This window comes from Sporosarcina ureae (assembly GCF_002101375.1).
Classification (GTDB): Bacteria; Bacillota; Bacilli; order Bacillales_A; family Planococcaceae; genus Sporosarcina; species Sporosarcina ureae_B.
In genome coordinates this window covers 2,123,551-2,148,100 of sequence record NZ_CP015207.1, presented here as the reverse complement: position 1 = coordinate 2,148,100, position 24,550 = coordinate 2,123,551, and the positions used below count along the sequence as shown (strand labels likewise).

At 44.2% G+C, this 24,550-nt stretch carries 26 protein-coding genes and 1 riboswitch; of the genes, 13 read left to right on the top strand and 13 right to left on the bottom strand.

Going from position 1 to position 24,550, the window contains the following annotated elements:
* Positions 1-185: 185 nt before the first annotated feature.
* From SporoP8_RS10625 to SporoP8_RS10610, 4 genes are all read left to right on the top strand, one after another.
* Entirely contained in the window at positions 186-806 is a 621-nt protein-coding gene (locus SporoP8_RS10625) for a DUF47 domain-containing protein (protein WP_085132471.1), read from the top strand.
* A gap of 13 nt (positions 807-819) precedes the next feature.
* The gene (locus SporoP8_RS10620) at positions 820-1,818 is read left to right on the top strand and encodes an inorganic phosphate transporter (RefSeq protein WP_085132470.1); all 999 of its coding nucleotides are present in this window, start codon (positions 820-822) and stop codon (positions 1,816-1,818) included.
* A gap of 191 nt (positions 1,819-2,009) precedes the next feature.
* Positions 2,010-2,210: a cold-shock protein gene (locus SporoP8_RS10615; RefSeq protein ID WP_009766462.1), complete on the top strand. Its 201-nt coding sequence runs from the start codon at positions 2,010-2,012 to the stop codon at positions 2,208-2,210.
* Positions 2,211-2,351: 141 nt separating this feature from the next.
* The gene (locus tag SporoP8_RS10610; RefSeq protein WP_198165997.1) at positions 2,352-4,508 is read left to right on the top strand and encodes an MMPL family transporter; all 2,157 of its coding nucleotides are present in this window, start codon (positions 2,352-2,354) and stop codon (positions 4,506-4,508) included.
* 156 nt (positions 4,509-4,664) lie between these two features.
* On the opposite strand, the gene SporoP8_RS16545 is transcribed toward SporoP8_RS10610, so the two are convergent.
* Both SporoP8_RS16545 and SporoP8_RS10605 read right to left on the bottom strand, forming a co-directional pair.
* Positions 4,665-4,832: a hypothetical protein gene (locus SporoP8_RS16545; RefSeq protein ID WP_157111248.1), complete on the bottom strand. Its 168-nt coding sequence runs from the start codon at positions 4,830-4,832 to the stop codon at positions 4,665-4,667.
* Between the two features lie 21 nt (positions 4,833-4,853).
* Positions 4,854-5,315 (bottom strand): hypothetical protein, encoded by a 462-nt coding sequence (locus SporoP8_RS10605; protein WP_085132468.1) that lies wholly within the window; start codon positions 5,313-5,315, stop codon positions 4,854-4,856.
* A 276-nt stretch (positions 5,316-5,591) separates the two neighbouring features.
* Between SporoP8_RS10605 and SporoP8_RS10600 the strand changes: the two genes are divergently transcribed.
* The 3 genes from SporoP8_RS10600 (at position 5,592) to SporoP8_RS10590 (ending at position 7,542) form a co-directional block, all read left to right on the top strand.
* Positions 5,592-6,719 carry a CAP domain-containing protein gene (locus tag SporoP8_RS10600; RefSeq protein ID WP_085132467.1) on the top strand — a complete coding sequence of 376 codons (1,128 nt, stop codon included), beginning with the start codon at positions 5,592-5,594 and terminating at the stop codon, positions 6,717-6,719.
* Between the two features lie 98 nt (positions 6,720-6,817).
* On the top strand, positions 6,818-7,267 hold the full coding sequence (locus tag SporoP8_RS10595; protein ID WP_085132466.1) for a hypothetical protein: 450 nt from the start codon (positions 6,818-6,820) through the stop codon (positions 7,265-7,267).
* Positions 7,252-7,542, top strand: a complete 291-nt coding sequence (locus tag SporoP8_RS10590; RefSeq protein WP_085132465.1) for a DUF2653 family protein — start codon at positions 7,252-7,254, stop codon at positions 7,540-7,542. Before SporoP8_RS10595 ends, SporoP8_RS10590 begins: the two co-directional genes overlap by 16 nt.
* Before the next feature lie 217 nt (positions 7,543-7,759).
* On the opposite strand, the gene SporoP8_RS10585 is transcribed toward SporoP8_RS10590, so the two are convergent.
* Together SporoP8_RS10585 and SporoP8_RS10580 are read right to left on the bottom strand one after the other, a co-directional pair.
* Positions 7,760-8,368 (bottom strand): superoxide dismutase family protein, encoded by a 609-nt coding sequence (locus SporoP8_RS10585; protein ID WP_085132464.1) that lies wholly within the window; start codon positions 8,366-8,368, stop codon positions 7,760-7,762.
* A 421-nt stretch (positions 8,369-8,789) separates the two neighbouring features.
* Positions 8,790-9,470 (bottom strand): phosphoribosylaminoimidazolesuccinocarboxamide synthase, encoded by a 681-nt coding sequence (locus SporoP8_RS10580; protein ID WP_085132463.1) that lies wholly within the window; start codon positions 9,468-9,470, stop codon positions 8,790-8,792.
* Positions 9,471-9,730: 260 nt separating this feature from the next.
* A riboswitch (TPP riboswitch) is annotated at positions 9,731-9,839 on the top strand.
* A 70-nt stretch (positions 9,840-9,909) separates the two neighbouring features.
* Between SporoP8_RS10580 and SporoP8_RS10575 the strand changes: the two genes are divergently transcribed.
* From SporoP8_RS10575 to SporoP8_RS10560, 4 genes are read left to right on the top strand one after another with little or no spacing between them, the layout of a single operon-like run.
* On the top strand, positions 9,910-10,509 hold the full coding sequence (locus SporoP8_RS10575) for a thiamine phosphate synthase (RefSeq protein WP_085132462.1): 600 nt from the start codon (positions 9,910-9,912) through the stop codon (positions 10,507-10,509).
* A complete protein-coding gene (gene thiS / locus SporoP8_RS10570; protein WP_085132461.1) occupies positions 10,493-10,699 on the top strand; it encodes a sulfur carrier protein ThiS in 207 nt (68 codons plus the stop codon). Before SporoP8_RS10575 ends, thiS begins: the two co-directional genes overlap by 17 nt.
* A complete protein-coding gene (locus SporoP8_RS10565) occupies positions 10,696-11,469 on the top strand; it encodes a thiazole synthase (RefSeq protein WP_099627712.1) in 774 nt (257 codons plus the stop codon). Before thiS ends, SporoP8_RS10565 begins: the two co-directional genes overlap by 4 nt.
* Complete coding sequence (locus tag SporoP8_RS10560) at positions 11,466-12,482, top strand: ThiF family adenylyltransferase (protein ID WP_085132459.1); 1,017 nt, start codon at positions 11,466-11,468, stop codon at positions 12,480-12,482. The genes SporoP8_RS10565 and SporoP8_RS10560 overlap by 4 nt, the downstream gene beginning before the upstream one ends.
* A 453-nt stretch (positions 12,483-12,935) precedes the next feature.
* Here the strand turns inward: SporoP8_RS10560 and SporoP8_RS10555 are convergent, their stop codons facing one another.
* The 4 genes from SporoP8_RS10555 to SporoP8_RS10540 all read right to left on the bottom strand — a co-directional run bounded on the left by SporoP8_RS10555 (position 12,936) and on the right by SporoP8_RS10540 (position 16,594).
* Positions 12,936-13,628, bottom strand: coding sequence for an ABC transporter ATP-binding protein (locus SporoP8_RS10555; RefSeq protein WP_085132458.1), 693 nt, complete (start codon positions 13,626-13,628; stop codon positions 12,936-12,938).
* A 3-nt stretch (positions 13,629-13,631) separates the two neighbouring features.
* Positions 13,632-14,702 carry an ABC transporter permease gene (locus SporoP8_RS10550; RefSeq protein ID WP_085132457.1) on the bottom strand — a complete coding sequence of 357 codons (1,071 nt, stop codon included), beginning with the start codon at positions 14,700-14,702 and terminating at the stop codon, positions 13,632-13,634.
* A 16-nt stretch (positions 14,703-14,718) separates the two neighbouring features.
* Positions 14,719-16,011: a globin-coupled sensor protein gene (locus SporoP8_RS10545; RefSeq protein WP_085132456.1), complete on the bottom strand. Its 1,293-nt coding sequence runs from the start codon at positions 16,009-16,011 to the stop codon at positions 14,719-14,721.
* A gap of 136 nt (positions 16,012-16,147) precedes the next feature.
* Positions 16,148-16,594, bottom strand: a complete 447-nt coding sequence (locus SporoP8_RS10540; protein WP_085132455.1) for a hypothetical protein — start codon at positions 16,592-16,594, stop codon at positions 16,148-16,150.
* A gap of 128 nt (positions 16,595-16,722) precedes the next feature.
* Here SporoP8_RS10540 and SporoP8_RS10535 point away from each other — a divergent pair, with 128 nt between their 5' ends.
* Positions 16,723-17,604: a MerR family transcriptional regulator gene (locus tag SporoP8_RS10535; RefSeq protein WP_158232352.1), complete on the top strand. Its 882-nt coding sequence runs from the start codon at positions 16,723-16,725 to the stop codon at positions 17,602-17,604.
* Here SporoP8_RS10535 and SporoP8_RS10530 read toward each other — a convergent pair.
* The 5 genes from SporoP8_RS10530 to SporoP8_RS10510 form a co-directional block, all read right to left on the bottom strand.
* Positions 17,601-19,004, bottom strand: a complete 1,404-nt coding sequence (locus SporoP8_RS10530; RefSeq protein WP_198165996.1) for a cryptochrome/photolyase family protein — start codon at positions 19,002-19,004, stop codon at positions 17,601-17,603. The two genes, SporoP8_RS10535 and SporoP8_RS10530, sit on opposite strands and share 4 nt — an antisense overlap.
* Positions 19,005-19,027: 23 nt before the next feature.
* The gene (locus SporoP8_RS10525) at positions 19,028-20,761 is read right to left on the bottom strand and encodes a DUF2207 domain-containing protein (protein WP_085132452.1); all 1,734 of its coding nucleotides are present in this window, start codon (positions 20,759-20,761) and stop codon (positions 19,028-19,030) included.
* A 91-nt stretch (positions 20,762-20,852) separates the two neighbouring features.
* A complete protein-coding gene (locus SporoP8_RS10520; RefSeq protein ID WP_085132451.1) occupies positions 20,853-21,347 on the bottom strand; it encodes a DUF1648 domain-containing protein in 495 nt (164 codons plus the stop codon).
* Between the two features lie 16 nt (positions 21,348-21,363).
* Positions 21,364-21,750, bottom strand: a complete 387-nt coding sequence (locus tag SporoP8_RS10515; RefSeq protein WP_085132450.1) for a hypothetical protein — start codon at positions 21,748-21,750, stop codon at positions 21,364-21,366.
* A gap of 82 nt (positions 21,751-21,832) precedes the next feature.
* Positions 21,833-23,029: a class I SAM-dependent rRNA methyltransferase gene (locus SporoP8_RS10510; protein WP_085132449.1), complete on the bottom strand. Its 1,197-nt coding sequence runs from the start codon at positions 23,027-23,029 to the stop codon at positions 21,833-21,835.
* 648 nt (positions 23,030-23,677) lie between these two features.
* Between SporoP8_RS10510 and SporoP8_RS10505 the strand changes: the two genes are divergently transcribed.
* Positions 23,678-24,415, top strand: coding sequence for an MBL fold metallo-hydrolase (locus tag SporoP8_RS10505; protein WP_085132448.1), 738 nt, complete (start codon positions 23,678-23,680; stop codon positions 24,413-24,415).
* Positions 24,416-24,550: the final 135 nt, after the last annotated feature.

The following is a 24,550-nucleotide window of genomic DNA, read 5'->3' as shown; positions in this document are numbered from 1 at the left end:
TCTTATACATCTTTACAATAACTTAACAATATTCCACCAAATAAAGCCCTGATTAGATTTACTAAGTTTTCTTAAGGGACCCCACCTAACTTTCGCACAATTTCTACACTATTCGCTATCTTTTTACACACGTTTTTTGTATGATGTAATAACTATCGATGTCAACAATAAATGGAGGAATTCAAATGCTAGGTCCACGTAAACCCGATCCATTTTTTACAGCATTATTAGACATCGCGAAACATGTGCAGGCATCTATGCACTATGCGAACGATTCTAAAGTCCATTCTGTGTCAGACCTGAAAGAAATTAGTATTCGAATGAAAGAGTATGAAACGGCAGGCGACACGCTGATTCATGAATTGATAACCAAACTAAATACGTCGTTCATGACACCTATTGAACGGGAAGATATTTTGAATATTGCGATTGCCATGGATGATATTTTGGATGGCATGGAGCATTTCCTTGCGAACCTTGAGATGTTCTCTCTCATCGAAATTGATGAATACATGCAGAAATTCATCAATAACATCATGAAAAGTACCGATGAAATCGTTCTTGCGATGGAATTGCTGACGAAGAAAAAGTTGGTTGAGATGCGCTCGCATGCTGTGCAAATCAAAGAGTACGAACGTATTTGCGATGAAGTTTTGCGAACTTCCATCAAGCAAATGTTCCTTCGCGAAAAAGATCCGATCCGCATCATTCAACTGAAAGATTTGTATGAACTACTTGAAGATACCGCAGACTTTTGTCAAGACGTGGCAAATAATATTGAAACAATCATCATGCGCAACGCATAAGGAGTCCTGACCGATGGATACGATTCTCATACTAACCATTCTCGTCGTGATATTTGCCTTGGCGTTCGACTTCATCAATGGTTTCCACGATACAGCTAACGCGATCGCTACATCTGTATCGACACGGGCATTGAAACCTCGGACTGCGATCATGCTGGCCGCCTCGATGAACTTCATCGGAGCGCTGACATTCACAGGCGTAGCGAAAACCATTACGAAAGATATCGTCGATCCGTTCGTATTGGAAAACGGATCGCTCGTCATTTTGGCAGCACTCGTTTCCGCGATCATCTGGAACTTGGTCACGTGGTATTTCGGAATCCCTTCCAGCTCTTCGCATGCACTGATCGGCTCCATTGCCGGCTCGGCGATTGCGGCAGCGGGTTTTGGCATTCTGAATTACAGTGGCTTCATCAAAATCATCCAAGCACTGTTGCTATCTCCTATCATTGCACTAGTTGGTGGATTTCTTGTCATGACCCTATTACGGATGGTATTAAAGAACCGTAATTTATTCAAAGCGAACCGCCGTATCCGTTACATGCAAATCGGTACGGCTGCGATTCAATCGTTCACGCATGGTACGAATGACGCGCAAAAAGCGATGGGTATTATTACGATGGCTTTGATAGCGGCAGAATTACAGACAACCGATGATATCCAGCTATGGGTACGAATTGCGGCGGCTACTGCGATGGGTATCGGTACGTCAATCGGTGGTTATAAGATTATCAAGACCGTTGGCGGCAAGATTATGAAAATCCGGCCGATTCACGGGATTGCGTCAGACTTGAACTCCGCAGTCATTATTTTCGGTGCCACACTTCTTCATTTACCTGTCAGCACGACGCACGTAATCTCTTCTTCTATTATGGGAGTCGGTTCAGCGCAACGCTTAAAAGGCGTGAAATGGGGAGTCGCACAGAAGATTGTTTTGACGTGGATTATCACGATGCCAATCTCTGCATTAATGGCTGCAGTCGTCTATAAAATATTCACACTTTTCCTATAATGACATGAAAATCCAAACAGTCCTTCCTTTGTACTAATCTTTCCACTTGCTATTTCTGACTTTTCTTGTTATGATAAAGAAGAATTATTTTTGTTCGACGTTGGTCTACGATTTATCTCGACCGTTTTTTAGAAATTGAGCAAGGATAGTAATACAATGTGTACACGAGTGTGCACGAGGAGGAAACAAACATGGAACAAGGTAAAGTAAAATGGTTTAACGCAGAAAAAGGTTATGGCTTCATCGAACGTGAAGATGGCGACGATGTATTCGTACACTTCTCAGCTATCCAAGGTGATGGCTTCAAAACTCTAGAAGAAGGTCAAGACGTGTCTTTCGAGATCGAACAAGGACAACGCGGACTTCAAGCAACTAACGTTACTAAAAACTAATTTACCTATACAAACCACTTCCTTTTAGGAAGTGGTTTTTTTGTGCACTTTTTCCATATTTTCATAACACTTCTCTATATTTCATTGTTATGATAAGCATAGACAAGTGAATAATGGACTTGATTCACAGAGTGAGGAGGAATGACATTGCAACGTTTTGGGAAGTTTGTAACTCAATCATATAAATGGATTTTCACATTTTGGCTTTTGCTATTTGGTGTGATGGCGTATTTCGCTATTCAGTTACCCGGCTTGCTTGCAGGAGATGGCTTCCGCGTAGACGGTGAGCATGAACACGTGATGAAGATCGTTTCGGAAGACTTCGGTTTACCTGCTGAGTCTTTATTTTTAGTATTTGACGGAAAATCCGATGCAGAAATCGATGCGTCACTTGATCAGCTGGAAAAACTCGGGGTCGTGTCGGATACCGTATCCCCTCTTACTGAAAAAGAACAGTATTCAAAAGACTTATCCTATGCCCTGCTCCAATTCGATAAAGCGCCTGATGATATGCCGCGTGTCGTGGAAGATATCCGCGACGAGATGGATGGTCAAAAAGGCGTAACACTCACAGGCGGAGGAGCATTTGAACACGACGTCAACCAAGCTAGCCAACGTGACTTGATGACAGCTGAAGCGATCGGTTTGCCGATTGCGATCATCGTGCTACTGTTTGCGTTTGGTACGATCGTTGCTTCATTCGTTCCATTGATCGTCGGAATCGGCACAGTCGTTTCTACTCTCGGCATTTTAGCACTGCTCGGCAATACGGTGGACCTATCCATCTTCGTACTGAATATCGTACCGATGCTCGGTCTCGCCCTCTCTATCGACTTTGCGTTATTATTCATTAGTCGTTATCGGGAAGAACTTACTAAACGCAGCGTGTCAGATTCTATCATTATGACGATTCGCACTGCAGGCCGTTCGATAATATTCTCAGCTATTTGTGTGTTCATCGGACTCGGTGCGATGCTTCTTATCAAAGTGGATATTTTCATGAATATCGCACTTGGGGGAATGATTGTCGTAGGTATGGCAGTCGTTTCTTCACTTACTCTGTTGCCTTCCGTTCTGCTGATGCTTGGCGAACGCATCCATAAAGGACGTCTGCTGAAAGAGCGTAGCGAAGAGGCGAACGGTTGGAGAAAGTTTGCGCATTATGTGATCAAGCGTCCCGTGACGATTGCAATCGTTGCGTTTGTGTTACTCGCCATCGCTGTAATTCCAGTGAAAAATATGGAATTGACGATTCCACAGATTGATTCATTGCCGGAATCATTTGATACACGTGTAGCCTTTGAACAACTTGAAGATGAATTTGGTTTAGGCGACGAGAGTACCGTGTTCCTGATCGCAGAGCGTGACGGCAGCTGGAAGACGACAGAAGGTCTCGGCGATATGATCGCATTACAGGACCAGTTAACGAATGACCCATTAGTCAAAGATATTTCGACTGTCTTTACGATCAGTGGAATCGATAACGTCTCTGAATGGGAGCAAACTCTGCGTATTCCACAAATGTACGACCAACTCAATCCCGTGCTGAAGAATTTCACCGATAGTGGTAACCGTTTATTCATTCCAGTGACATTAAACGCTGCCGGCAGTTCGAACGAAGCACAAGACTGGGTTCGTGACTGGTCAGAGAAAGATACAGGCTTTAATATTTTGCTTGGTGGTGAACCGCGGTTCAACCAGGAAATTTTCGATGAAATAGCGGATCAAATCATATACGTGTTGCTGATTATTATCGTCTCTACTTTCTTCATCTTGATGTTCGCGTTCCGTTCATTGATTATTCCGGTGAAAGCGATTCTGATGAATATTCTCGGATTGTCGGCTACATTCGGCATTCTCGTCTATATATTCCAGTACGGCCACTTCGGATTAAATCCAGGTACCGTAGCGCTCATCATCCCAGTCATCGTCTTCAGTCTAGTATTCGGCTTAAGTATGGACTACGAAGTATTCCTCATTTCGCGGATGCAAGAAGAGTTCGCGCAGTCGTTCGATAATGATAAGTCGACGGTTGAGGGATTGGCCACGACAAGTAAAGTCATTACGTCCGCCGCGCTCATCATGATCGTTCTGACAGGCGCTTTCGCGTTTACAGACGTCATGCCAGTGAAGCAAATCGGCGTAGGTATCGCAGTCGCAGTGGCGATCGATGCGACGATTATTAGACTATTGCTCGTGCCAAGCTTAATGAAACTGTTCGGCAAGTGGAACTGGTGGCTACCGTTTGGCAAAGGCCTATACCGATCAACTAGTCAGCAAAATAGCATCAAGAAATAAAATGAAGCCGCGCAAGATTCCGTCCAGGTTGACCGGAATACTTGAGCGGCTTTTTTCATTTGCTGAGACGCGTTGGCGATGGTACTCGCATAACCACTAACTCCACACGACAAAAAACTGCCAGGAATAGTACATCCCTGGCAGTCATTCTACTTTTTATTGCCAGCCAAACGTACCGATTTCGGTATACGACTGGTTGTCCATTGATTGATGATTTTTTTGTGTTGGATTACTTTTGAAGGTAGCTTGCACCATTAACACGACGCCCACTACCGCCACAATCAACACCACGATCATCCAAATCGCAACTGTTTTACCCTTCATTCGATATCACCCCTGTAGCTGTTATTTCGTTTTGACGGAAAAGCCTTCTTCTTTCAAATAACTTGCCGCCTCACCGTAATCTCCGAAGCCCTCTTCTAAGTTGACTTCATGATAAATATTAAAGAAGCCATCTTCTTCAAGAAGCGTCAGCATTTGACCATTGGAATTTTGCCAAGTCTCTGCGATTGTTTCAGGTTCTTGCACCTCTGTCGCCAATCCTTCAATTGCCGCGCGGATCACTGCACGGAATTCATCCGCAGAGTAATCGCGTACATTGACTAGACCGCGGTCATCTGCTTCATAACCTTGAACATCTGCCACGTAGACAAATGCATTACCGTTCGGGTGCAAATGCTGCACGACTACCGTTTTATCATACAACGACTCTTCATAATGATAGTTCAAGCGTTTCATAGACACTTCTTTCTTCACTAACTCCGGGAACTCTTCTATAATCTGTTGTTTTTCTTCAAATGTTAACATATTTTTTCCTTCTTTCTAATGAAATTCATTCTTCATCTTGTTCGCCATTCCGTAATCAGGACAATCAATATGACGACTGCAAATGCGACTATATAAAACCAGGAAGGTACACTGCTCACGCCACCGAACATGCCATCCACTCCTTCCAAACTTCCATTCTTTTTTTAGTATACCCTTTTTCCTGCTACTCTGTAGGAAAATTTTCAACATTTCATAGTTACCACTGTATTGCTGAGGGTGAAACAGAGTATAATATGATGGAGGAGTGGGTTTCTTATGATAAAACGCCTGTTTCAGTTACTCTTTCTCGCAGTACTACTCTACGCCTTCAAGCCTCTATGGGAAGGCCCGGTATCGGAATACGTGGACTTATCGTTTCTCGAACCGCTTGATGCCAAAGTAGAATCCGTGCTGAACGAGGAAGTAGTTGGATCTGCGCTTGACTATACAAAAGAATCGATTGTCGATTTTATTACATTCGTTTCCGATAAAGCTGTCGGAAGCAGTCCCCCAGATGAAGTGGCCCAACCTGTGCTCGATGCACCGGCAACAGGCATTATTTCCATCCACAATATCGAAATTGGCACAACCGAAGCGCAAGTGAAGGAAAAGCTCGGTGAACCTATGCGAAAATCCGTCAATGAATACGGAACGGAATGGCTGACGTTCCATGACAATTATCAGAACTTCGTCATGTTGTCATACGATATCAAACGTCGCGTCAATGCGCTCTATACAAATGATCGCCTCATCGCTTCATCCATCGGCATCGAGTATGGTGTGCCGAAAGCGGAAATACGTGAAGGTCTCGGCGAACCGATCTCTGAAATACGTAAAGGGACAAACATCTATAAGTTGCAAAATGATGAAGGCATGGATATCTTTCATTCCGACGGTCTCTATATCTACGTCTTTTATGATCTGCATAATGCGAATACCGTAACTGCAGTACAATTAATAGCCGATTCGCTAGAGCAAAAAAAGTCCGCGCTCTATGCCCCTCAAAACGATGCGATGCGTCAAGGCTTTGAGATGCAACTATTTGATTTGACGAATGCGGCAAGAGTTCGACATGGCCGCTCCATTTTAACATGGGACGAACTTGCATCCGAAACAGCCCGTCTGCATAGTACAGATATGGCAGTACAAGATTACTTCAGTCATGAAAACTTACAAGGCGAGTCCCCTTTCGACCGGATGAAAAAGCAAGGAGTAACGTTCGTCAGTGCGGGTGAAAATCTAGCTTACGGTCAATCAAGTAGTATTTTCGCACATGAAGGGCTCATGAATTCAAAAGGCCATAGAGAAAACATATTAATCCGTGACTACCAGTTCATTGGGATCGGTGTAGACTTTAATGACAAAGAACAGCCATTTTATACAGAAAACTTCTTCGCCAAGTAAGGGAATTTCCTTTCATTACGATCAGTTATCCAGTAAAATAAAGAGAAGGGCTTTGGTAAATCCAAGACCTTCATTACAGCACTAAAGGAGATTTTCAATTGAAAAAATTTGCTGCATTTTTCCTCGCTGCGACATTGATTTTGTCGCCAATCGGGAACATCATCTTCCAAGATGAAATTACTGCCGAAGCACGTGGCTATAAGTCCGGTAAGAAGAGTTTCAGTACACCAAATCGTGTGCAACCGAATAAAGCAGAAAAGAAACAAGACACCAATCAAAGTAATGATAAAGCAACAGCAGGTAACACAGCGAAGAAGCCAGGCGGAATGGGTGGCGGCTTGATGAAAGGTCTATTCGTCGGTGGACTTGCAGGTCTATTATTCGGTAGCTTGTTTGCGAATATGGGTATGCTTGGCTCCATTATGGGCTTGCTGATTAACGTGTTAGCGATTGTCTTCATCATTTACATGGTTCGCAAGATTTTCGCGATCTTCAAAGAGAAAGAGCGTAAACGCAATGAGGATATGAATCAATGGAACAACAGATAATCTACGAACAAGACGTAGTGAATGCGGTTTGTGTCTTAATTGCAAAAGAGTCACGTGCAATGCCAGACGACGTGGAAGTCGAACTTGCTTACGATGACGACACTGGGTTTTCAGCAGATGCAGAGCTTAATGGCAAAATGCATCACTTGGACACCTCCCGTCTCGTCGAAGCGCTTCGCCTTTGGATTGAGCAGTATCTCGATCAAGATCCGATGGCAGCAGGCATTCAGCTAAAGCTGGATGATGCAGAAGGGATTATCGCGATCGTTCGATAATCAACAGGACGCCCCTTTCCGGGAGGGCGTTCTTTTTTTCGTCTGTGGGAATGAAGAGACCGTTAGAAAGAAGGATGGTGATATGCATTCTTCCATTTTATCATTAGGATTGAAACCCCTTGTAAATACAGATTATCCAGTTCTTATATATTTCGATTAAGACTTCGTCCACGCGAAAAAAGGATGCCCCACACCTCGGGACATCCTGCCTTACCTCTTACTTCATATTCTCAGATGTAATCTCTGCACAAGCAAATGGTGTTCCTGAATTGCCTGCTGGATCGGTAATGTTATCATCTGCGCCTTCATGGATAATCAATGCACTTCCATCTTCATCCATTAACGAATTTTCTTTTCCAGACTCAAGCGTAACTGCATCTGTCGTCACAGTAACTTTTGCGTTACCTTCTTCATCCGCCACAAGATTCTCCAAATCTCCTGCGTGGTGTCCTTCTGGATTCTCTAATCCATGCTTTTTATCTGTTGGGTTGAAATGACCGCCAGCAGACTCTTTAAAGTCCGGTGCAGTACAGACGCCGGTTTCATGGAAGTGCATACCGTGTTCTCCTGGCTCAAGGCCGGATACATCGATATCCATTGCTACTCCAGATGGCCCTTGCGTTAGCGTTACAGAACCAATTTCTTCTCCATCCACATTTATAACCGGCGCCATCACTTCAGGCTCCACTGTCTCCTCTTCTACAACTGGATCACCTGTGCCGTTCACCGGTTCTTTTTCCTTTTCATTTCCTTCATCCGTAGCGCCCCCGCAAGCTGCCATCAATAACGCTGAGCTCAATGCAATACTTGATAATTTCCACATCATTAAATTCCTCCTTGTATAAGTTATGTAATTCATTGTTCATTACTGATTGGATAATGAACTCATAGTGTGTAGTGTACCCCATTTCTCAAAATTCTAACATGTATCTATCATTTTAAGAGCGGATCGCGGACTGGATAGAGCGGTTACCTCGTGACATTGAGCGCTTTACGCCCGACATAGAGCGTTTACACAGACACATTGAGCGCTTAACGACAAACATAGAGCGCAACCGCTTCCCCCTTCCAACAAATAAATGAAAGCCGCAGACAGATTAAAGTTTCGCTGATAGAAAAGGCCCTTTCATTAGCTAGAATTCACTACTGCACACTGGTGAAAAAGCAAACTATGTATCGCCACACACACTGGTTGCCAGTATAAGAAATATAAAAAACCGGAAACATTTTTCGTTTCCGGTCAAATTTTATGAGAATAATATCTTTTCTAATTCCATTGGTTCAATATATGTATCGCCTCGATAAACGCGCATATTGCCTCCTGAAATTTCATCGATCAACATGATGTTGCGCTCAGGATCGCGACCGAATTCCAATTTGATATCATATAGTTCTAAACCTTTTTCCGCCATCTCTTTTCGCACTACTTCAGAAATTTGCTTTGTTAATTCTTTAAGTGTCGCATATTCTTCATGCGTTAAAATGTGAAGTTGTGCCAAAGCATCTTCCGAAACAGGTGGATCTTGACGTTCATCGTCTTTCAGCGTCACTTCCACGTAAGCATCCAGTACTTGTCCTTCTTCAGCGTATGCACCGAATCTGCGCAAGAAACTTCCGACCGCACGGTATCGACAAATCACTTCTAATCCTTTACCAAAGACCGTAGCAGGCTTCACCGTCATCGTCACTTCATCCAGATCGGCATCGATGTAATGTGTCGGTACGTTTTGCTCCTCCAATTTCTCGAAAAAGTATTTCGTCATGCGAAGTCCAGACTTCCCGGCACCTTCAATCGTCAGGCCTACTGTGTTGGCACCTGGATCAAATACACCATCTTCCCCTGTTACATCATCCTTGAATTTCAATAGCACGTGGCCATCTTCCAAGCGGTAGACGTCTTTCGTTTTACCAGAATAGGTTAATTTCATCCGTACGATTCTCCTCTATTCATAAATGTGTACTACCTATTCAGTATAAAGCACTTTGACGAGAAGAAAAAGTATTGTTTGACAAAAGTTGATGGACGTCCAGGTCGTTTTCACAAAATAATCTTATACGTAGGATAATTAATACAAGTGAATTGAGGCAAATGAATAAAATAGTTTGACGCAATCATCTTCTAATTTTTATGAAGAAACTCTTTTCATTCTCTCACACACATGATACGCTAGTTCTGAAAATGAAATATTTTGACCATTAGGGGAATCCTTTACAAGGACTGAGAAAAGAGTGTGGCTCTGAAACCCTTATTACCTGAACAGGTTAGCACCTGCGGAGGGAAGTGGCGAGTCGTTCCGTATGTATTTCTGTCGACACATCCACCACTTTCCGATTCGGGAAGTGGTTTTTTCTATTGGAGGGGCATGAATGAAATTACTTGGCGTGACCGATGACCGTCTTTCGCTTGATGAACTAACACTTCACTTGCAACAGACAATACCGTTTCTGGATGCTATGATCTTGCGTGAAAAGTCCAAGACAGATGAACAACTGATAGATGTGATTTCACGTCTTGCGAATAGTGGATTCCCACTTGAAAAGCTCATTATACATGCCAGACCTTACGTAGCCAGCAAGCTAAACCTTTCGAACGTGCAGTTGCCGGGCTATGGCATGAGTGTACGGGATGCACGTCGGAAGTTTCCCGAGCTAACATTCGGCTGCTCGATTCATTCAATAGAAGAGGCAAAAAAAGCTACGACAGAAGGAGCAGATTGGCTCTTATACGGGCATGTTTTCGAAACAAAATCAAAACCTGGCCTACCAGCACGCGGTACCGACGAATTGTTTTCTATTGCGAAGTGTAGTTCGATTCCCGTATATGCAATCGGCGGAATTCAGCCACATCATTTGCCTGATTTGCAGCGAAACAACGTAGCAGGCGCGGCTGTATTATCCCCTATGCGGTCACTAAACGTTTTACAGAGTTATAGAAAAGGAGAGGCGTTTAATGGAGAAAATGATTGACCTGAACGGAAAGTCGTATTCAGTCGTTCCGGAAGTAAGGACGATTCAGCAGTTACTTGAGCATTTAGGACTTGGTGATCGTATTTTGATTGTGGAGAAAAACAAAGAAATTTTGCAAAAAGAGTACTACGATGCACCGATTATGGATCGAGACCAAATTGAAATCATTCATTTTGTAGGAGGCGGATGAAGATGTTAAAAATTGCAGATAAAGAATTCTCTTCACGTTTATTATTAGGTACAGGGAAATACCCTTCATTTGATATACAAAAGCAGGCAGTCGCAGAATCAGAAGCAGACATCCTCACATTCGCGGTACGGCGCATGGATATTTTTGAAGCATCGCAGCCTAATTTTCTAGAGCAATTGGATTTAACTCGCTATACATTGCTTCCAAATACTGCAGGTGCAAGCACAGCAGAAGAAGCCGTACATATCGCGCGTCTCGCAAAAGCATCCGGACTTTGTGACATGGTAAAGGTTGAAATCATTGGGTGCAGCCGTTCATTGCTGCCAGACCCTGTAGAAACATTACGTGCTTCTGAAATGCTATTAGAGGAAGGCTTTATTGTATTGCCTTATACGTCAGACGATGTAGTACTCGCAAAAAGACTATGCGAATTAGGCGTTCATGCCATCATGCCGGGCGCTGCGCCAATCGGTTCAGGCAGAGGCATTCTGAATCCGCTGAATCTGTCATTCATCATTGAGCAGTCCAATGTCCCCGTTATCATCGATGCAGGCGTTGGCTCACCAAAAGACGCAGCATTCGCGATGGAGCTCGGAGCAGACGGTGTCTTGTTAAATACAGCAGTGTCAGAAGCGGCAAATCCTGTCATGATGGCAGCCGCAATGAAGATGGCGATTGAAGCGGGACGTCTCGGTTATAAGGCAGGACGTATGCCAGTACGTGACTATGGTGTGGCTAGCAGTCCCACTGAAGGACTTGTGACAAATTGATTGGCAAATATTCCCGGCAAGAACTATTTGCACCGATCGGACTGGTTGGGCAACAGCGTATTCGTGAAGCAAAAGTTTTCGTCTTAGGAGCGGGTGCACTCGGTTCTTCTGGAGCGGAGATGCTAGTCCGGGCAGGTGTCGGTGAACTGACGATTGTCGATCGCGATATTTTGGAATGGACCAATCTCCATAGACAGCAATTATACACGGAACAAGATGTCATCGATCAATTGCCAAAAGCAATTGCTGCGGAAAGTCGATTGCGCGCTATCAACAGCGATGTGAAAGTGCGTGGGATTGTGGCGGATGTGACGCCAGAAAACATCCTCGAATTATTCGAAGGCCATCAATTCATTCTCGACGGCACAGATAATATCGAAACTCGATTACTGGCAAATGACGCCGCATTACAACTAGGCATCCCTTTCTTCATGGGTGCTTGCGTCGGGAGCTACGGGCTGACGTTTCCTATTGGTGTAAAAGAAGGCTCACCCTGCTTACATTGTCTGCTCGAAGCGTTACCGCCACAGTCATTGACATGCGATACAGTCGGCGTCATCTCGCCAATCGTCGTCACGACAGCCGCCCGTCAAACCGCCGAATTGCTGAAGTGTATAACGGGCGCGTCGATGGAACCGCGTCTAGAATCCGTCGATCTTTGGACAGGCGAACGTGCTGCAATGGACGTGCAAAGTATGAAGAAACCCAGTTGTCCAAGTTGCTCAGCCACTCCTGTCTACCCTTATCTGTCTGCCAATGAAGTCATTCGGACTGCCGTGCTGTGTGGACGCGACACTGTACAACTAACCTGGCCGAAGCACCGACAAGTGGAACTATTACCATTCGCCGAATCGATTCGCGGTATTGTTTCTAATTTAAAGCAAAATCCATATTTGGTTTCCTGTGAATACAACGATCATCGACTCGTATTATTCCGTGATGGCCGGATGTTGGTGCATGGAACGAAGGATATCATGGTAGCCCGGAAGATTATCTCCGGTTTATTGGGGTAATGCTTGGGGTTTAGAGCGTTCGTGAATGGGCTATGAGCGGTTTGCACGTTTGATAGAGCGGCTACCTCGTGGGATAGAGCGGTTACCCATGGACTATGAGCGGATAACACGTGTGATAGAGCGGTTAACACGTGGGATAGAGCACTCACCCACGGGCTATGAGCGGATAACACGTCTGATAGAGCGCTTAACAAGTGGCATAGAGCACTCACCCACGGACTATGAGCGGATAACACGTGTGATAGAGCGCTTAACAAGTGGCATAGAGCACCCACCCACGGACTATGAGCGGATAACACGTGTGATAGAGCGCTTAACACATGGCATAGAGCGCTTCCCCCCGTGTATAGATCACTCACCCCAATTTCATGAGCATACCCAATAAAGAACGCTTCGGAAAGCCATAAATAGCCGTCCGAAGCGTTTATTTTTATTATTTACCGAGCATTCCACTCACTCATTTAAATCCGCCTCAGCCACACTCTCCAGCCTTAACACACCATCCGTCATCTTGTACACCTTATCCACGTACTTAATCAACCGCACGTCATGTGTCACGACAATGGTCGCCGTCTGATTGGTCTTCGTTTCATTACGCAATAACTCCATTACCTCGAACGCCCGATCCGAATCAAGTGAAGCGGTAGGCTCATCTGCCAAAAGAATTGCTGGCTTACTGAACAACGCTTTAGCAATCGCCACACGCTGCCGTTCACCACCCGATAAATCAGAAGGATAATTTTTGTGCAACTTGGTAATACCCAAATCCTCGTATAACTTACGTTGCTCGTCTTTCGACATATTGCCTCTCTTTACTTTATTCAGCAATTCAAGTTGCTCGTCGACAGTTAGAAACGGCACGAGGTTGGAAGCCTGCAATATAAATCCGATTTCCTGTAAACGGATTTTTGAACGTTGCTTTTCATTCAGTTGCGATAATTCTTTCCCGTTAATGATGACTTGGCCTTCGCTTGGAGATTGTAGACCGCCAGCCACTGTCAGGAACGTACTTTTTCCTGACCCTGATGGACCGATGACTGCCACCAATTCACCACGCTCAACTACGAAATTTGTCTCTTTCATCGCTTCGACTAACGTATTGCCTTCACCGAACGTCTTTTTTGTATTTCGTAATTCCAGTACCATCGTTTACCCTCCTATCGCTTCTAGCGGATCAATTCGGATAATCGTCCAAACCGAAATGACTGCTCCGAGAATTGCCACTACTATTAAGACCAAACCATAAATTATCATGGTAGGTATATCAAACATGATAGGTACTGCATTTGGCAGGAAGCTTCCCGCAAGCAACGTCAGACCGAACGCGAGGACTACCCCGATCAACGCAAGAATGAACGTCTGCGCGATTACTGATCTTGCCAAATAAGCACTGGAAATTCCTTGCGCCTTCATCAGACCGAACATACTGATTTTTTGTACTGTCAATACGTACAGGAAAATCGCAACGATAGCAGCTGAAATGACGAATAGGAAGTAAATCATATACGTTAACGTCAAATTTTGCTCTGTATAACCTGGCAGATTCTCAATAAACGTTTCCGTTTCAATGATTTCCGTATTGTCAGGCAAGGAAAGTGTATCCCAGTCTTTGTCTTTGATGACAATCGCATTGACCATGTCTTTATTCATTGTATAGGCGTCTCCATATTTAATTTTCTGCATATCATTTAACTTCATATAGAGAATAGGCGATGCATTGAAACGAGCCTTTTCTGTAAAGCCGACAATTGTCAGTTCCGTATCAGATGAAGACAACTCGAGTGTGTCCCCGATTCTAAAGCCTTCATCTTTTAACACATCAGATGCCACGACACCGTTTTGAACATAAAATGTCGGGTCTCCTTCACTGACTTCCGGCTTGATGAACTCTTCTCTATCAATACCGAAGAGCATCACATTTTGCTTGGTGGCACCATTGTTTGCGATGGCACCCATTTGACTGACAACAGCCGTTTCTTTCGCATTCAACTCTTCGGCTACTTCCTTGTTAAGTGCCGATTCATACAAACTCTTATCAGATTCCTCTGTCAGTAAAACGGCATCGACTTTCCATGTATCGATCGCTTCTCTGTTCATGCTGGCTAATCCATTTGCCAGTCCGGATAGGAAGAACACGAGGAAAGACACCAATAGCAAAATCGATGTAATGAGTAAAAACCGTAATTTATTCTTTTTTATTTCGCTCCAGGCTAAAAACATGCAGACTCACTTCCTTTTATAGGACATTTATCGCTTCTTCCAACTCATAAGAAGTTGAAACGACTTCTTTCGATACATCGCCAATTGATGTAATGACGCCTTGCAAATTTTTCATATGATCTGAAAAATGCTGGATATCGTCAATCGTCAAATGAACCGTCTCTGTTATGTTCCGAAATGTTTCTCTAGTTGTTTCCGTTTCTTTCATGCCCATATCCGCAAACTTCGTGACGGTATCTATCGCATCATGAACGGCTCGTGTCTTCGCCTTCGACTGCGCGACGTGTTGTGCAATATTATCTGTCGAACGTTTCGTCTGATCAGCTAGATTTCGGACTTCATCCGCCACAACCGCGAAACCTTTTCCATGGACACCCGCACGTGCCGCTTCAATTGCAGAATTCAGTGCTAAGAGATTGGTCTGATCAGCTATATTTTTCACTAACTGAACGACTTCTTCAATTTGAATGGATGAACGATTCAGTTCTTCAATTAATGCCGCCATGCCTTGTGTTTCCTTAACGATCGTCTCCGAAGTGACCACCATCTGTGCCATCTGTTCGATTCCAGACTGCGCTTGATCTACTGAAGTTTCGGAACGGACAATACTTTCTTGAATTTCCCCTTCGAGTACGGTAGATTGCTCAATCAAATCGTTGACGACTGCATATGTTGACTCGGACTTCCCTTCAATCTCCAGCGCAATACTACCAATTTGTTGCTTGACGCTATTTTTCACTTGTTGCTGATTTGCATGAATTGCGTCATTCGTACTCTCTTCGAATGCCTCAAGAACCAACTGCTTCTCGAAATTCAAAATCTTACTTAACGCCACAATCATTTCATGCTCTTCTGCACGATCTAATTCTAAATCAAATAATATATCGAGCATCGTTGAATGCAAGTTTTGAAAAGCCGCGATATACCATTTAGGTTCCAAACCAATGCGTAAATGAGCACCAGCTACTTTACTTCGATTGATCAAATAGGATTCATTAATCACACCGTCGAATAATCCCGCGAGATGTATAGCTAGCGTCTTACGTAAATAATCGGTTGTACTGTACTTTTTAATCATTTGAGACAATGTAGGAACGGCTATCACACTAGAATAGAATGCTTCTACAATTTCATCCATCCGGTCGTTCATCGGGCCTTTTAACGCACGTAAAAGTTGTAAATCTCGCTCACTTAATTGAATAGCATCTAACTGCAATTGAATCTCTTTAGTAGGTACTTGCAAGTTGATAGGAACAGCGGAAATAGGTCGGACTAGTGATGGGGTTTTGCGTTTTTTCGTACTCCACATATTGGAATTCTCCTTTTCTTCCACTGGCACGAACAAGCTGCTGGCTTCTAGGTTGTTAATACTTTGTACAATGTTTAGTTTACTTGATTATACATAGATCTACCCATAAACACTAGAATAATTGATGGGTATAGACTTATTTTATACTTTTTGATTTCTTGCTGATCAAAACTCCTACGAAGAAACCATAGACAGCGTGTCCGACCATCCACCAGAACAAGGAAACCATATTCGTGACAGGGGGCGTACGATCAGAAAAAGAAGTTGTCGGATACAATAATAATCCGATGGCTAAATTTACTAGAAAAGGGAACAATATCGCATGATTACGAATGAAACCACTACTCTTATCATACAGAATCACCAATATGATACAGAGAACAATTGAAACAATTAGATGGAAAAACACTTCAATCACTTCTGGAAATGCATACTCTTTTACGATAGGTATGTAATCAACATTCAATAACAAAGTATATACTTTGTGACCTGTAATTGACTGCATAAATTTTAAGAACATAGCGAGAAAAACACCAGTTAAGAGGCCAATCCATATACCTTGTACAATATATTTAGTTTTCATCTAGACACCTTCCTACACTGTAAAAATAACAGATTTGACTTAACTCGTCAAATCTATGTATAATGTTAGACATGTAGAATCGGGCGATATTGGATCGCTACTTATAGTATAAAGAAAGGTTGATCACTTTGAAGCCATCATCTGAAGCCCCTACGTATACAATTAAACAGGTTGCAGATCAAACAGGCTTGTCGCGGCAAGTTTTGAGGAAGTGGGAAGAACGTTATGACATCGTTATTCCACAGCGACTAGATAATGGCTATCGAATTTATCACGACGAGGATATCCGGTTATTTTTGCTGATGAAACGTTACGCAGAAGATGGTTTTGCGCTATCGCAAGCAGCCGAAATGGCGAAATCCCAGAAAAACTCCACACTTCCATTGAATCCAGAAAATACGTATGTAGAGGATACATTGAGCGACTTATTACGCCACGGTAAAAATTGTGATGAGCTAGAATTAAACTTCTCCTTGCAAGCCGCCTATCATCGATTAGGACTTGAACATTATCTTCAGCAAATCGTCATTCCATTTTTGCAGGAAGTAGGCGATCTCTGGGCAAGTGGTGAATGGGACGAATATCAAGAAGCCTTGTCGAGTCTGGTTGTACGCGATCAACTCGTCCAGCTACGGCGCAACTTCCAATACCGAGAAGACTCGCCCATACTGCTTGGCGCTTGCCTCCCTAACGAATCACATGAAATTCCGGTGCATATTTTTTTACTGCAACTGATGCTAAAAGGTTGGCGTACAGCGATGATTGGATCATCGCCGGCTCCGGGCGCGATCCAGTCTCTTATAGAAAAGATCAAGCCTGTCAAAGTGTTGCTGTCGGCATCCACTACGTTTCCATTTGAAGAGAATCCACAGATGATACAAGAGTTAGACGAGTTTGCAGGCCAACATCCTCATACCGAATTTTATCTAGGTGGATACGGAGCGTTCATTTGGGCTGACCGGCTGAATTTACAACATATTCATCTGCTTGAATCTATCGATGAAATTTAAGAATTTTTACATGTATCATACGCTGCCAATGCACGGGCACGGGCAGCTTGGTGGTCCACAATCGGAGCCGGATAGGATGTACCAATCGTTACTCCTGCTGATTCCAAGACATCATTCGGTGCTTCTGCCGGTTGAAATACATACTTTACTGGCATGTCCGTCAACTCGGGCAGCCATTTTTTTATATACCGCGCCTCTTCATCAAATTTCTTGGCCTGAAGGATTGGGTTAAACACCCTAAAGTACGGCGAAGCATCAAAACCGCTGCCCGCCACCCATTGCCATCCCATCGCGTTGTTCGCTAGATCCAAATCCACCAGCGTCTCTTCAAACCACTCCATACCTTCACGCCAGTCGATCAATAAATGTTTAATCAAAAAGGAAGCTACGACCATTCGCACACGGTTATGCATATAGCCTGTTTCCCATAATTCACGCATTCCGGCATCGACTAACGGATAACCGGTACGTCCTGTTTTCCAAGCCTCCAGCTGATCATCAGCTAGTTGCCACGGAAATTTTTCAAACTCTGGTCGCACAGGTTTCGTCAACATCTCTGGAAAGTACAGTAGCTGGTAATTATCGAAATCCCGCCACGCCAATTGGCGAATAAACGCTTCCACTTGTTGATCACCGACGTCTTCCGCTGCAACTAACGCGCCGTGCCATAGCGAACGTACACTTACATTCCCCCAAGCCAAGTAAGGCGACATTCGTGAAACACTAGATTGGGCGGGGAGATCCCGTCCTACTAAATAATCGTACAAGCCACAGTCTCGGAACGTTTCCCAACACTTCATCGCGGCTCTTTCTCCAGGTTGCCAATGATTTGCGAGCTTGTCATACCAACGAACATCCGATAACAAACCCCATTCATCGGAAGGCAATGACTGAAGTTCAGCAGTAGACGGCATGAGTTCAGGAGTCGCGAGCGGTGTCGCTATCAGTTCTTGTCGCAGTCTCTTCCAAAACGGTGTAAATACTTTATACGGCTGATTGGTTTTATTGAAAATCGCATCAGGCGCAACGAGTAATGACCCTTGGAATGAACGCACTTGAACACGTCTTTCCTCACAAGCCTCCGCTACTATACGTTCTGCTTCCCGGCTTTCGGGATCATATAATTCATTGAACACAAGCTGATCGGCTTCGCTTTCATCTAGCAACTTCATCAGCTGTTCGACAGGTTGCCCTTGACGCACCACGAACTGAATTTGTTGCTTCGCAAAGCGTTCGATTATTTCCAGCAAGCTGTGATGCAGCCACCAATCGGATGCTGCATAGCGCGTTTCTGGCAAAATGAAAACGGGCAACACTTCACCATGCGCTGCCGCCTCCACCAATGCAGGATGATCATGCAAACGTAAATCTTTTCGGAACCAAACTATTGTTTTACCCACTCTATTCACTCCTTTTACTTATCTTAAAACGCACCCGATCCACCACCTCCACCACCTGTTCCGCCTCCACTGCTACTGCTACTGTCACTACTTGGAGCGTTGTTCGAAACATTGGTCGACGCTTGATTGAAAGAACCTGTTAGGAATATAGGATTGTAGACAACACCGCCATAATAGGCGTTTCCGTACTGTGCGTCTGCCGTATCCTGTCGATGTCTTTCATCATAACGAGTGCGATGTTGATCAAGCTGCTTTTGGACACTGACGAAGTCCTTGTAATACGCGTCCAGTTCGGGATGCTTTACACCTACTCCATAAATTAATACACGGAATCGATCATCAAGCGATAAGATTTCCCATTTCTTCGTATCCAGTTCCTTCATCCATTGACCTACTCGCTCCCACTCAAGTTTGAGCAAAGTCCCTTCATAATTATACGGACTGTAAAACAATGCGAACCCAAATGCACCTAACGTCAAAATCCCTACTAGAACTAGTTGCAAATATAACTCATAATAAATAAAAGCGATGGCCAATCCAATTCCAAGTGTACCAATTAGACTTAGGATTACGCGTTCTTTTGTAGTCTTGGCCTTCACTTTGTATTCATTCAACTCTGCTTTTAAAAGATCTTTCCACATGATAAATTTCTTATCAAATGCTTCATAATTCTTCTCTTCTTTCGTGTAACTTTTCAACTTGCCCAATGTGAACTTTTGATCCTGGCCGATTTGGAAAAATAGCAGCTGAATTAATTGCTTCTCGTGTTCTAATTTTACGTTCGCATCGACCAATTCAAACTCCTCATCGGATAGTTGTTTCACATTCCCTTTACGAACGAGATCAAGCAATGCGGCGGACATTAGCTCGATGGAAGCTGCTCCATTCTTGAAAAGAAGTACAGCCGGTAAGCTCATATCATTCGTGGGAACGTAAAAGCCATTCGACTCCATTTGATAGTGCGCTTCCTTCCTAAATCTTTTCCTCCTCGCATTCGCGAAAAAGCCAATCAAACCGACTCCAAAAACTCCCGCTGCTGCACTAACACTACCCACAGTACCTACAATCTTTTGGCTCTCAATGTATTTCTCATGTAGCATAGCTACCATTTCCTGATCTTTTTTGACCGTTGGGCGAATGTCGGCATCTACCGCGGTCATGGCTGGAAATAAAGACGGTTCATAGATCACGCGAATATCACCATTGTTTCCCGCATGGACTTTTCCCAATGAAAATACGACCGTTCCTTTCGCTTGTACTTCCCCTGTCTCTTCCGCACTGTCATAGCCGATGAACATTACGTCAGACGCTTTACTAGGAGGGACGATGGTAATCGTCATATTGCCATAATGCGTTTCATTACGATGGTCAAAAAACGGCCAATAGAACTGCGCGCCATCTGTATATTTTTCCATTCCATTTCTAATCGTGTACTGCAAATCAAAGACTATGACTTCGCTGTCTCCTTTGCGGTGTACACGATATTCCGTGTCGCGCTTCTCAATCTCTAACTGTTTACCCTTTTCAGAGGCTTTAAAGTCTTCAATTGATGCCCCTTTTTTGGGTTGTATTTTTCGAATGATTCCGTTAAATCCACTGTCAAAATCATACGTATGCTGCTCGTTAACCTGAACGGAACCATCCCCTTCCAACTGCGCGTTGATTTTTACGTCCGAAATGCTGAAATCTACTGCCCCAGCCGTTGTCGGCAGAACAAAGAAGGCTAGTAAAGAGACAAATAACAGTTTCCATTTCATAAAAAATCACCTCTTATCAGGAGTATACGATAAGAGGTGATCAATAGATTCGTTTATTGGCAGAATGTTAGGAATACATTTCAGGCATTTTCTATAACTTTAGTACTTTATACAAATAGACACCCATCGAACCAAATAATAGTGCAAGTATCGTGATGAGCAAAGGCATGTTCAATGATCCGATTCGAGCCAAAGCGATATCGACCGACTGCCATATGAGAAAGACAAATAGTAGTGTCGAAATGTTTTTCATGACATTCATGAATAGCAAGCCATAGCGGTACTGGATTTCTACGTTATCAGGACGCAAATTCAAGTAGTTATACGTATGCGGATACTTCTCCAGCTTCCACATCCCTACCCACATAACGATACCAATGACTGGTAACAGCAGTAATTCCATTCTCGAACCGTAACGGTCCACTTCCCCATTCGCTCCAAAATGCGCAGGAATACGATCCGGCAATTGATTCCACTGCAACACTAAATAGACGAGAGCAGCAGCGAATAAAGCGATAACCAACACATCGAACGCTTTTGCAACAGCAGGTTTCTCTATGTCTAGCTTCGGTTTTTTCGTCTCCATACTCTCGCCACCTAACTTATGATTCCGTTGCGCTCGTCATTTCAAATACATCAAAGACGTTCTCTTTAATATTGAGCGACATGATCTTGCCTTGTTTCTCATAGAAATGAATGGATCCTCTGCGGTCTTCCAGCATCTCCGTCCAGCCCCATTCTTCGATCGTACGCAAATAATGATCTGGCGGATTGCCTTCCGAGTCACCGATGCCTTTCAACTTATACTTCGCCGATTTAGTAATTTCCCCTACGCAATCCTCTGCTTTCACTTCATAAGCTTCTTTTGGAACAGGGAACCCTTGATTGATGATCGCCATGCGGTAGCCGTCTTCCTCGCTATACACATTGGAACAGCCAGTTAGTACCAAGACAGACAGCACAGCCAACAGCGCAAGTACTCGCTTCATATGTTTACCTCCCGTTTCACGACTTCATTGAATCCATCGTACTAGGAAATATTGACATTGTCACTCTACTTTTTGTGACGAATTAACGCAACTTCTGCACAATAACGACTTTTAAATAATTAAATTCAGGATAATCACGCGGCGTACGGAAGTCTCTTGGTAATGACGATTCTTCGAGTACTTTATAGCGCATATCCGTCTCCTTGAAAGCTTGCTCAATGAAGCCTTTGAACTTCTTCATACTAAAGCTCGCGTTATTTGTGGAAGCTACGATAATACCGTTCTTCTCCGTAACCGCAATCGCTTCTTTCATCAGCATAGGATAATCCTTCGCTGTACTAAACGTATACTTCTTCGAACGCGCAAAGCTCGGCGGATCCAGTACAACTAGTCCGAATTTCATGTCATGACGCTTTGCATAACGGAAATAGTCAAAGACATCCATCACTTTAATATCTTGCTGCTCGTAATCGATACCGTTGACACTGAACTGCTCGATTGTCTTCGCGACACTACGCTTCGCCAAATCCACATTCGTCGTTTTCTTCGCGCCACCTAAAATAGCAGCAACCGAAAACGCTCCTGTATAAGAGAACGTATTCAACACTTCGCGACCTTCTGAATAGTTGTCCCGAATCGCCTCACGTACATCGCGCTGATCAAGGAAAACTCCCGTCATCGCACCATCATTCAAATCAATCGCAAAGTTCATGCCATTTTCCTTGACGATGATCGGAAAATCTCCAGGCGTCCCTTGAACGAAATCATCCTGTTCCACATACTGCCCTTGTGAATCAAAACGCTTTTTCTCGTAAACCGCTTTGTAACCCCCACGCTTATCCAACACGTTATACACGTGATGACGGAACGCATAAATCCCTTCACTATACCAGCTGACCATATAATAGCCATCGAAATAATCGATCGTCACGCCACCAATTCCGTCGCCTTCTCCATTAAACAAACGGAAAGCCGTCGTATTCGGATCTTTCATATACGCGTCACGACGCTCAAACGCAGTCGCCATTTTCTGATCGAAGAAATCAAAGTCAATCTCTTCTCTCTCATTCGAAGTCAGCACCCAGCCAATTCCTTTATTTTGAATTCCATAATAACCTGTAGCCAAATATTTATGATAACGATCCGTCAGACGAATCAAACTACCTTCCTTCGCCTGAATCTCACTACTCATCACAGCATCCTTCAAAATCAAAGGATACCCCTTCTTCAAAGCCACCGTGCCCTGTGCATTTAACTGTATTTCAACTAATTTACTCATATCGTCATCCTCAAAGTGTATTTTCTCTATTATCGCATGGATGAACCAAAAGTGAAAGGTGGCGTTTAGAGTCGGCAGGCATAAGGCGAAGGTGCGAAGCGGCGCTTTTTGCCGCACAGCAGCTTTGACTTATGACCCGAGACTCTGCCACCTGTAACTGGATGAACCAAAAGTGAAAGCGGCTCGATAGGATCGACAGGCATAAGACGGGCTGGACTTGAGGCGCCTTTTGCCTCACGACCGGCACGGCTTATGACCCGAGATCCTAGCCGCTTGAACTGGATGAACCAAAAGTGAAAGGTGGCGCTTAGAGTCGGCAGGCATAAGACGAAGATGCGAAGCGGCGCTTTTTGCCGCACAGCAGCTTTGACTTATGACCCGAGACTCTGCCACCTGTAACTGGATGAACCAAAAGTGAAAGCGGCTCGACAGGATCGGCAGGCATAAGACGGGCTGGACTTGAGGCGCCTTTTGCCTCACGACCGGCACGGCTTATGACCCGAGATCCTAGCCGCTTGAACTAGATGAACCAAAAGTGAAAGGTGGCGCTTAGAGTCGGCACCTCAAAAAAAAATACCTACTTTACGACTTTTCCTCACCCTTCACTTACAATAAAAGTATGTAAATAACCAAACAGGAGGAATTCACATGAACATCATCCCTTTAGGCATCTGGGGCGGCTACCCAAAAGCAAACAGCGCCACCTCTTCATTTCTCATCGAACACGAAGGATTCCATTGCCTGTTCGACTGCGGAAGTGGCGTACTATCTTCCCTGCAAAATCATATCGCACTGGAACAGCTCGACGCGGTCGTCATCAGCCACTATCACGCAGATCACATCGCAGACATAGGAAGCTTGCAATATAGCCGGTTGATTCAGTACTACCTTGGACACCCTTCCCCACCACTACCTATTTACGGGCACGCGCAGGACGAGGAACAGTTTGCGAAGTTGACGTATAAAGAGCAAACACAAGGTATCGAAATTCAAGAAAATCAATCCGTCCAAATCGGCCCATTTACCGTAACATTTTGTCCAACTATCCATCCCGTCTACTGCCTAGCCATGAAGTTCACAGTAGGAGGCAAGTCTGCGGTTTTCACTGCCGATACGGAATGGTCGGACAAGCTCGTGGCATTCTCGCAACATGCCGACATCGTATTCTGCGAGGCCAATCTATACGAAGAACACCTCGACAAATCACCGGGTCACCTAGCAGGTAGCCAAGCAGGTGCACTTGCACAGCAAGCCGAAGTCGGGCAACTCGTCCTCACCCATCTGCCACCTCACGGGAATATCCATGAGATTTTGAACGAAGCAGAGAAAACGTTCAGTGGTTTGGTGGAAATTGCAGAAGTAGGAAAAAGGTATACAGTAATTTAAAGCCGGAACAGTAAACTGGTGAGTATGAAGGGATTGCAACTTCAGATAGGGGATGCTTCCCCATGGGCTCAAGCCATGCCCGCAGGAAAGCGTCCCCTCCGAAGCGCAAATCCCCTCCCCTATCCCCGTCAACCT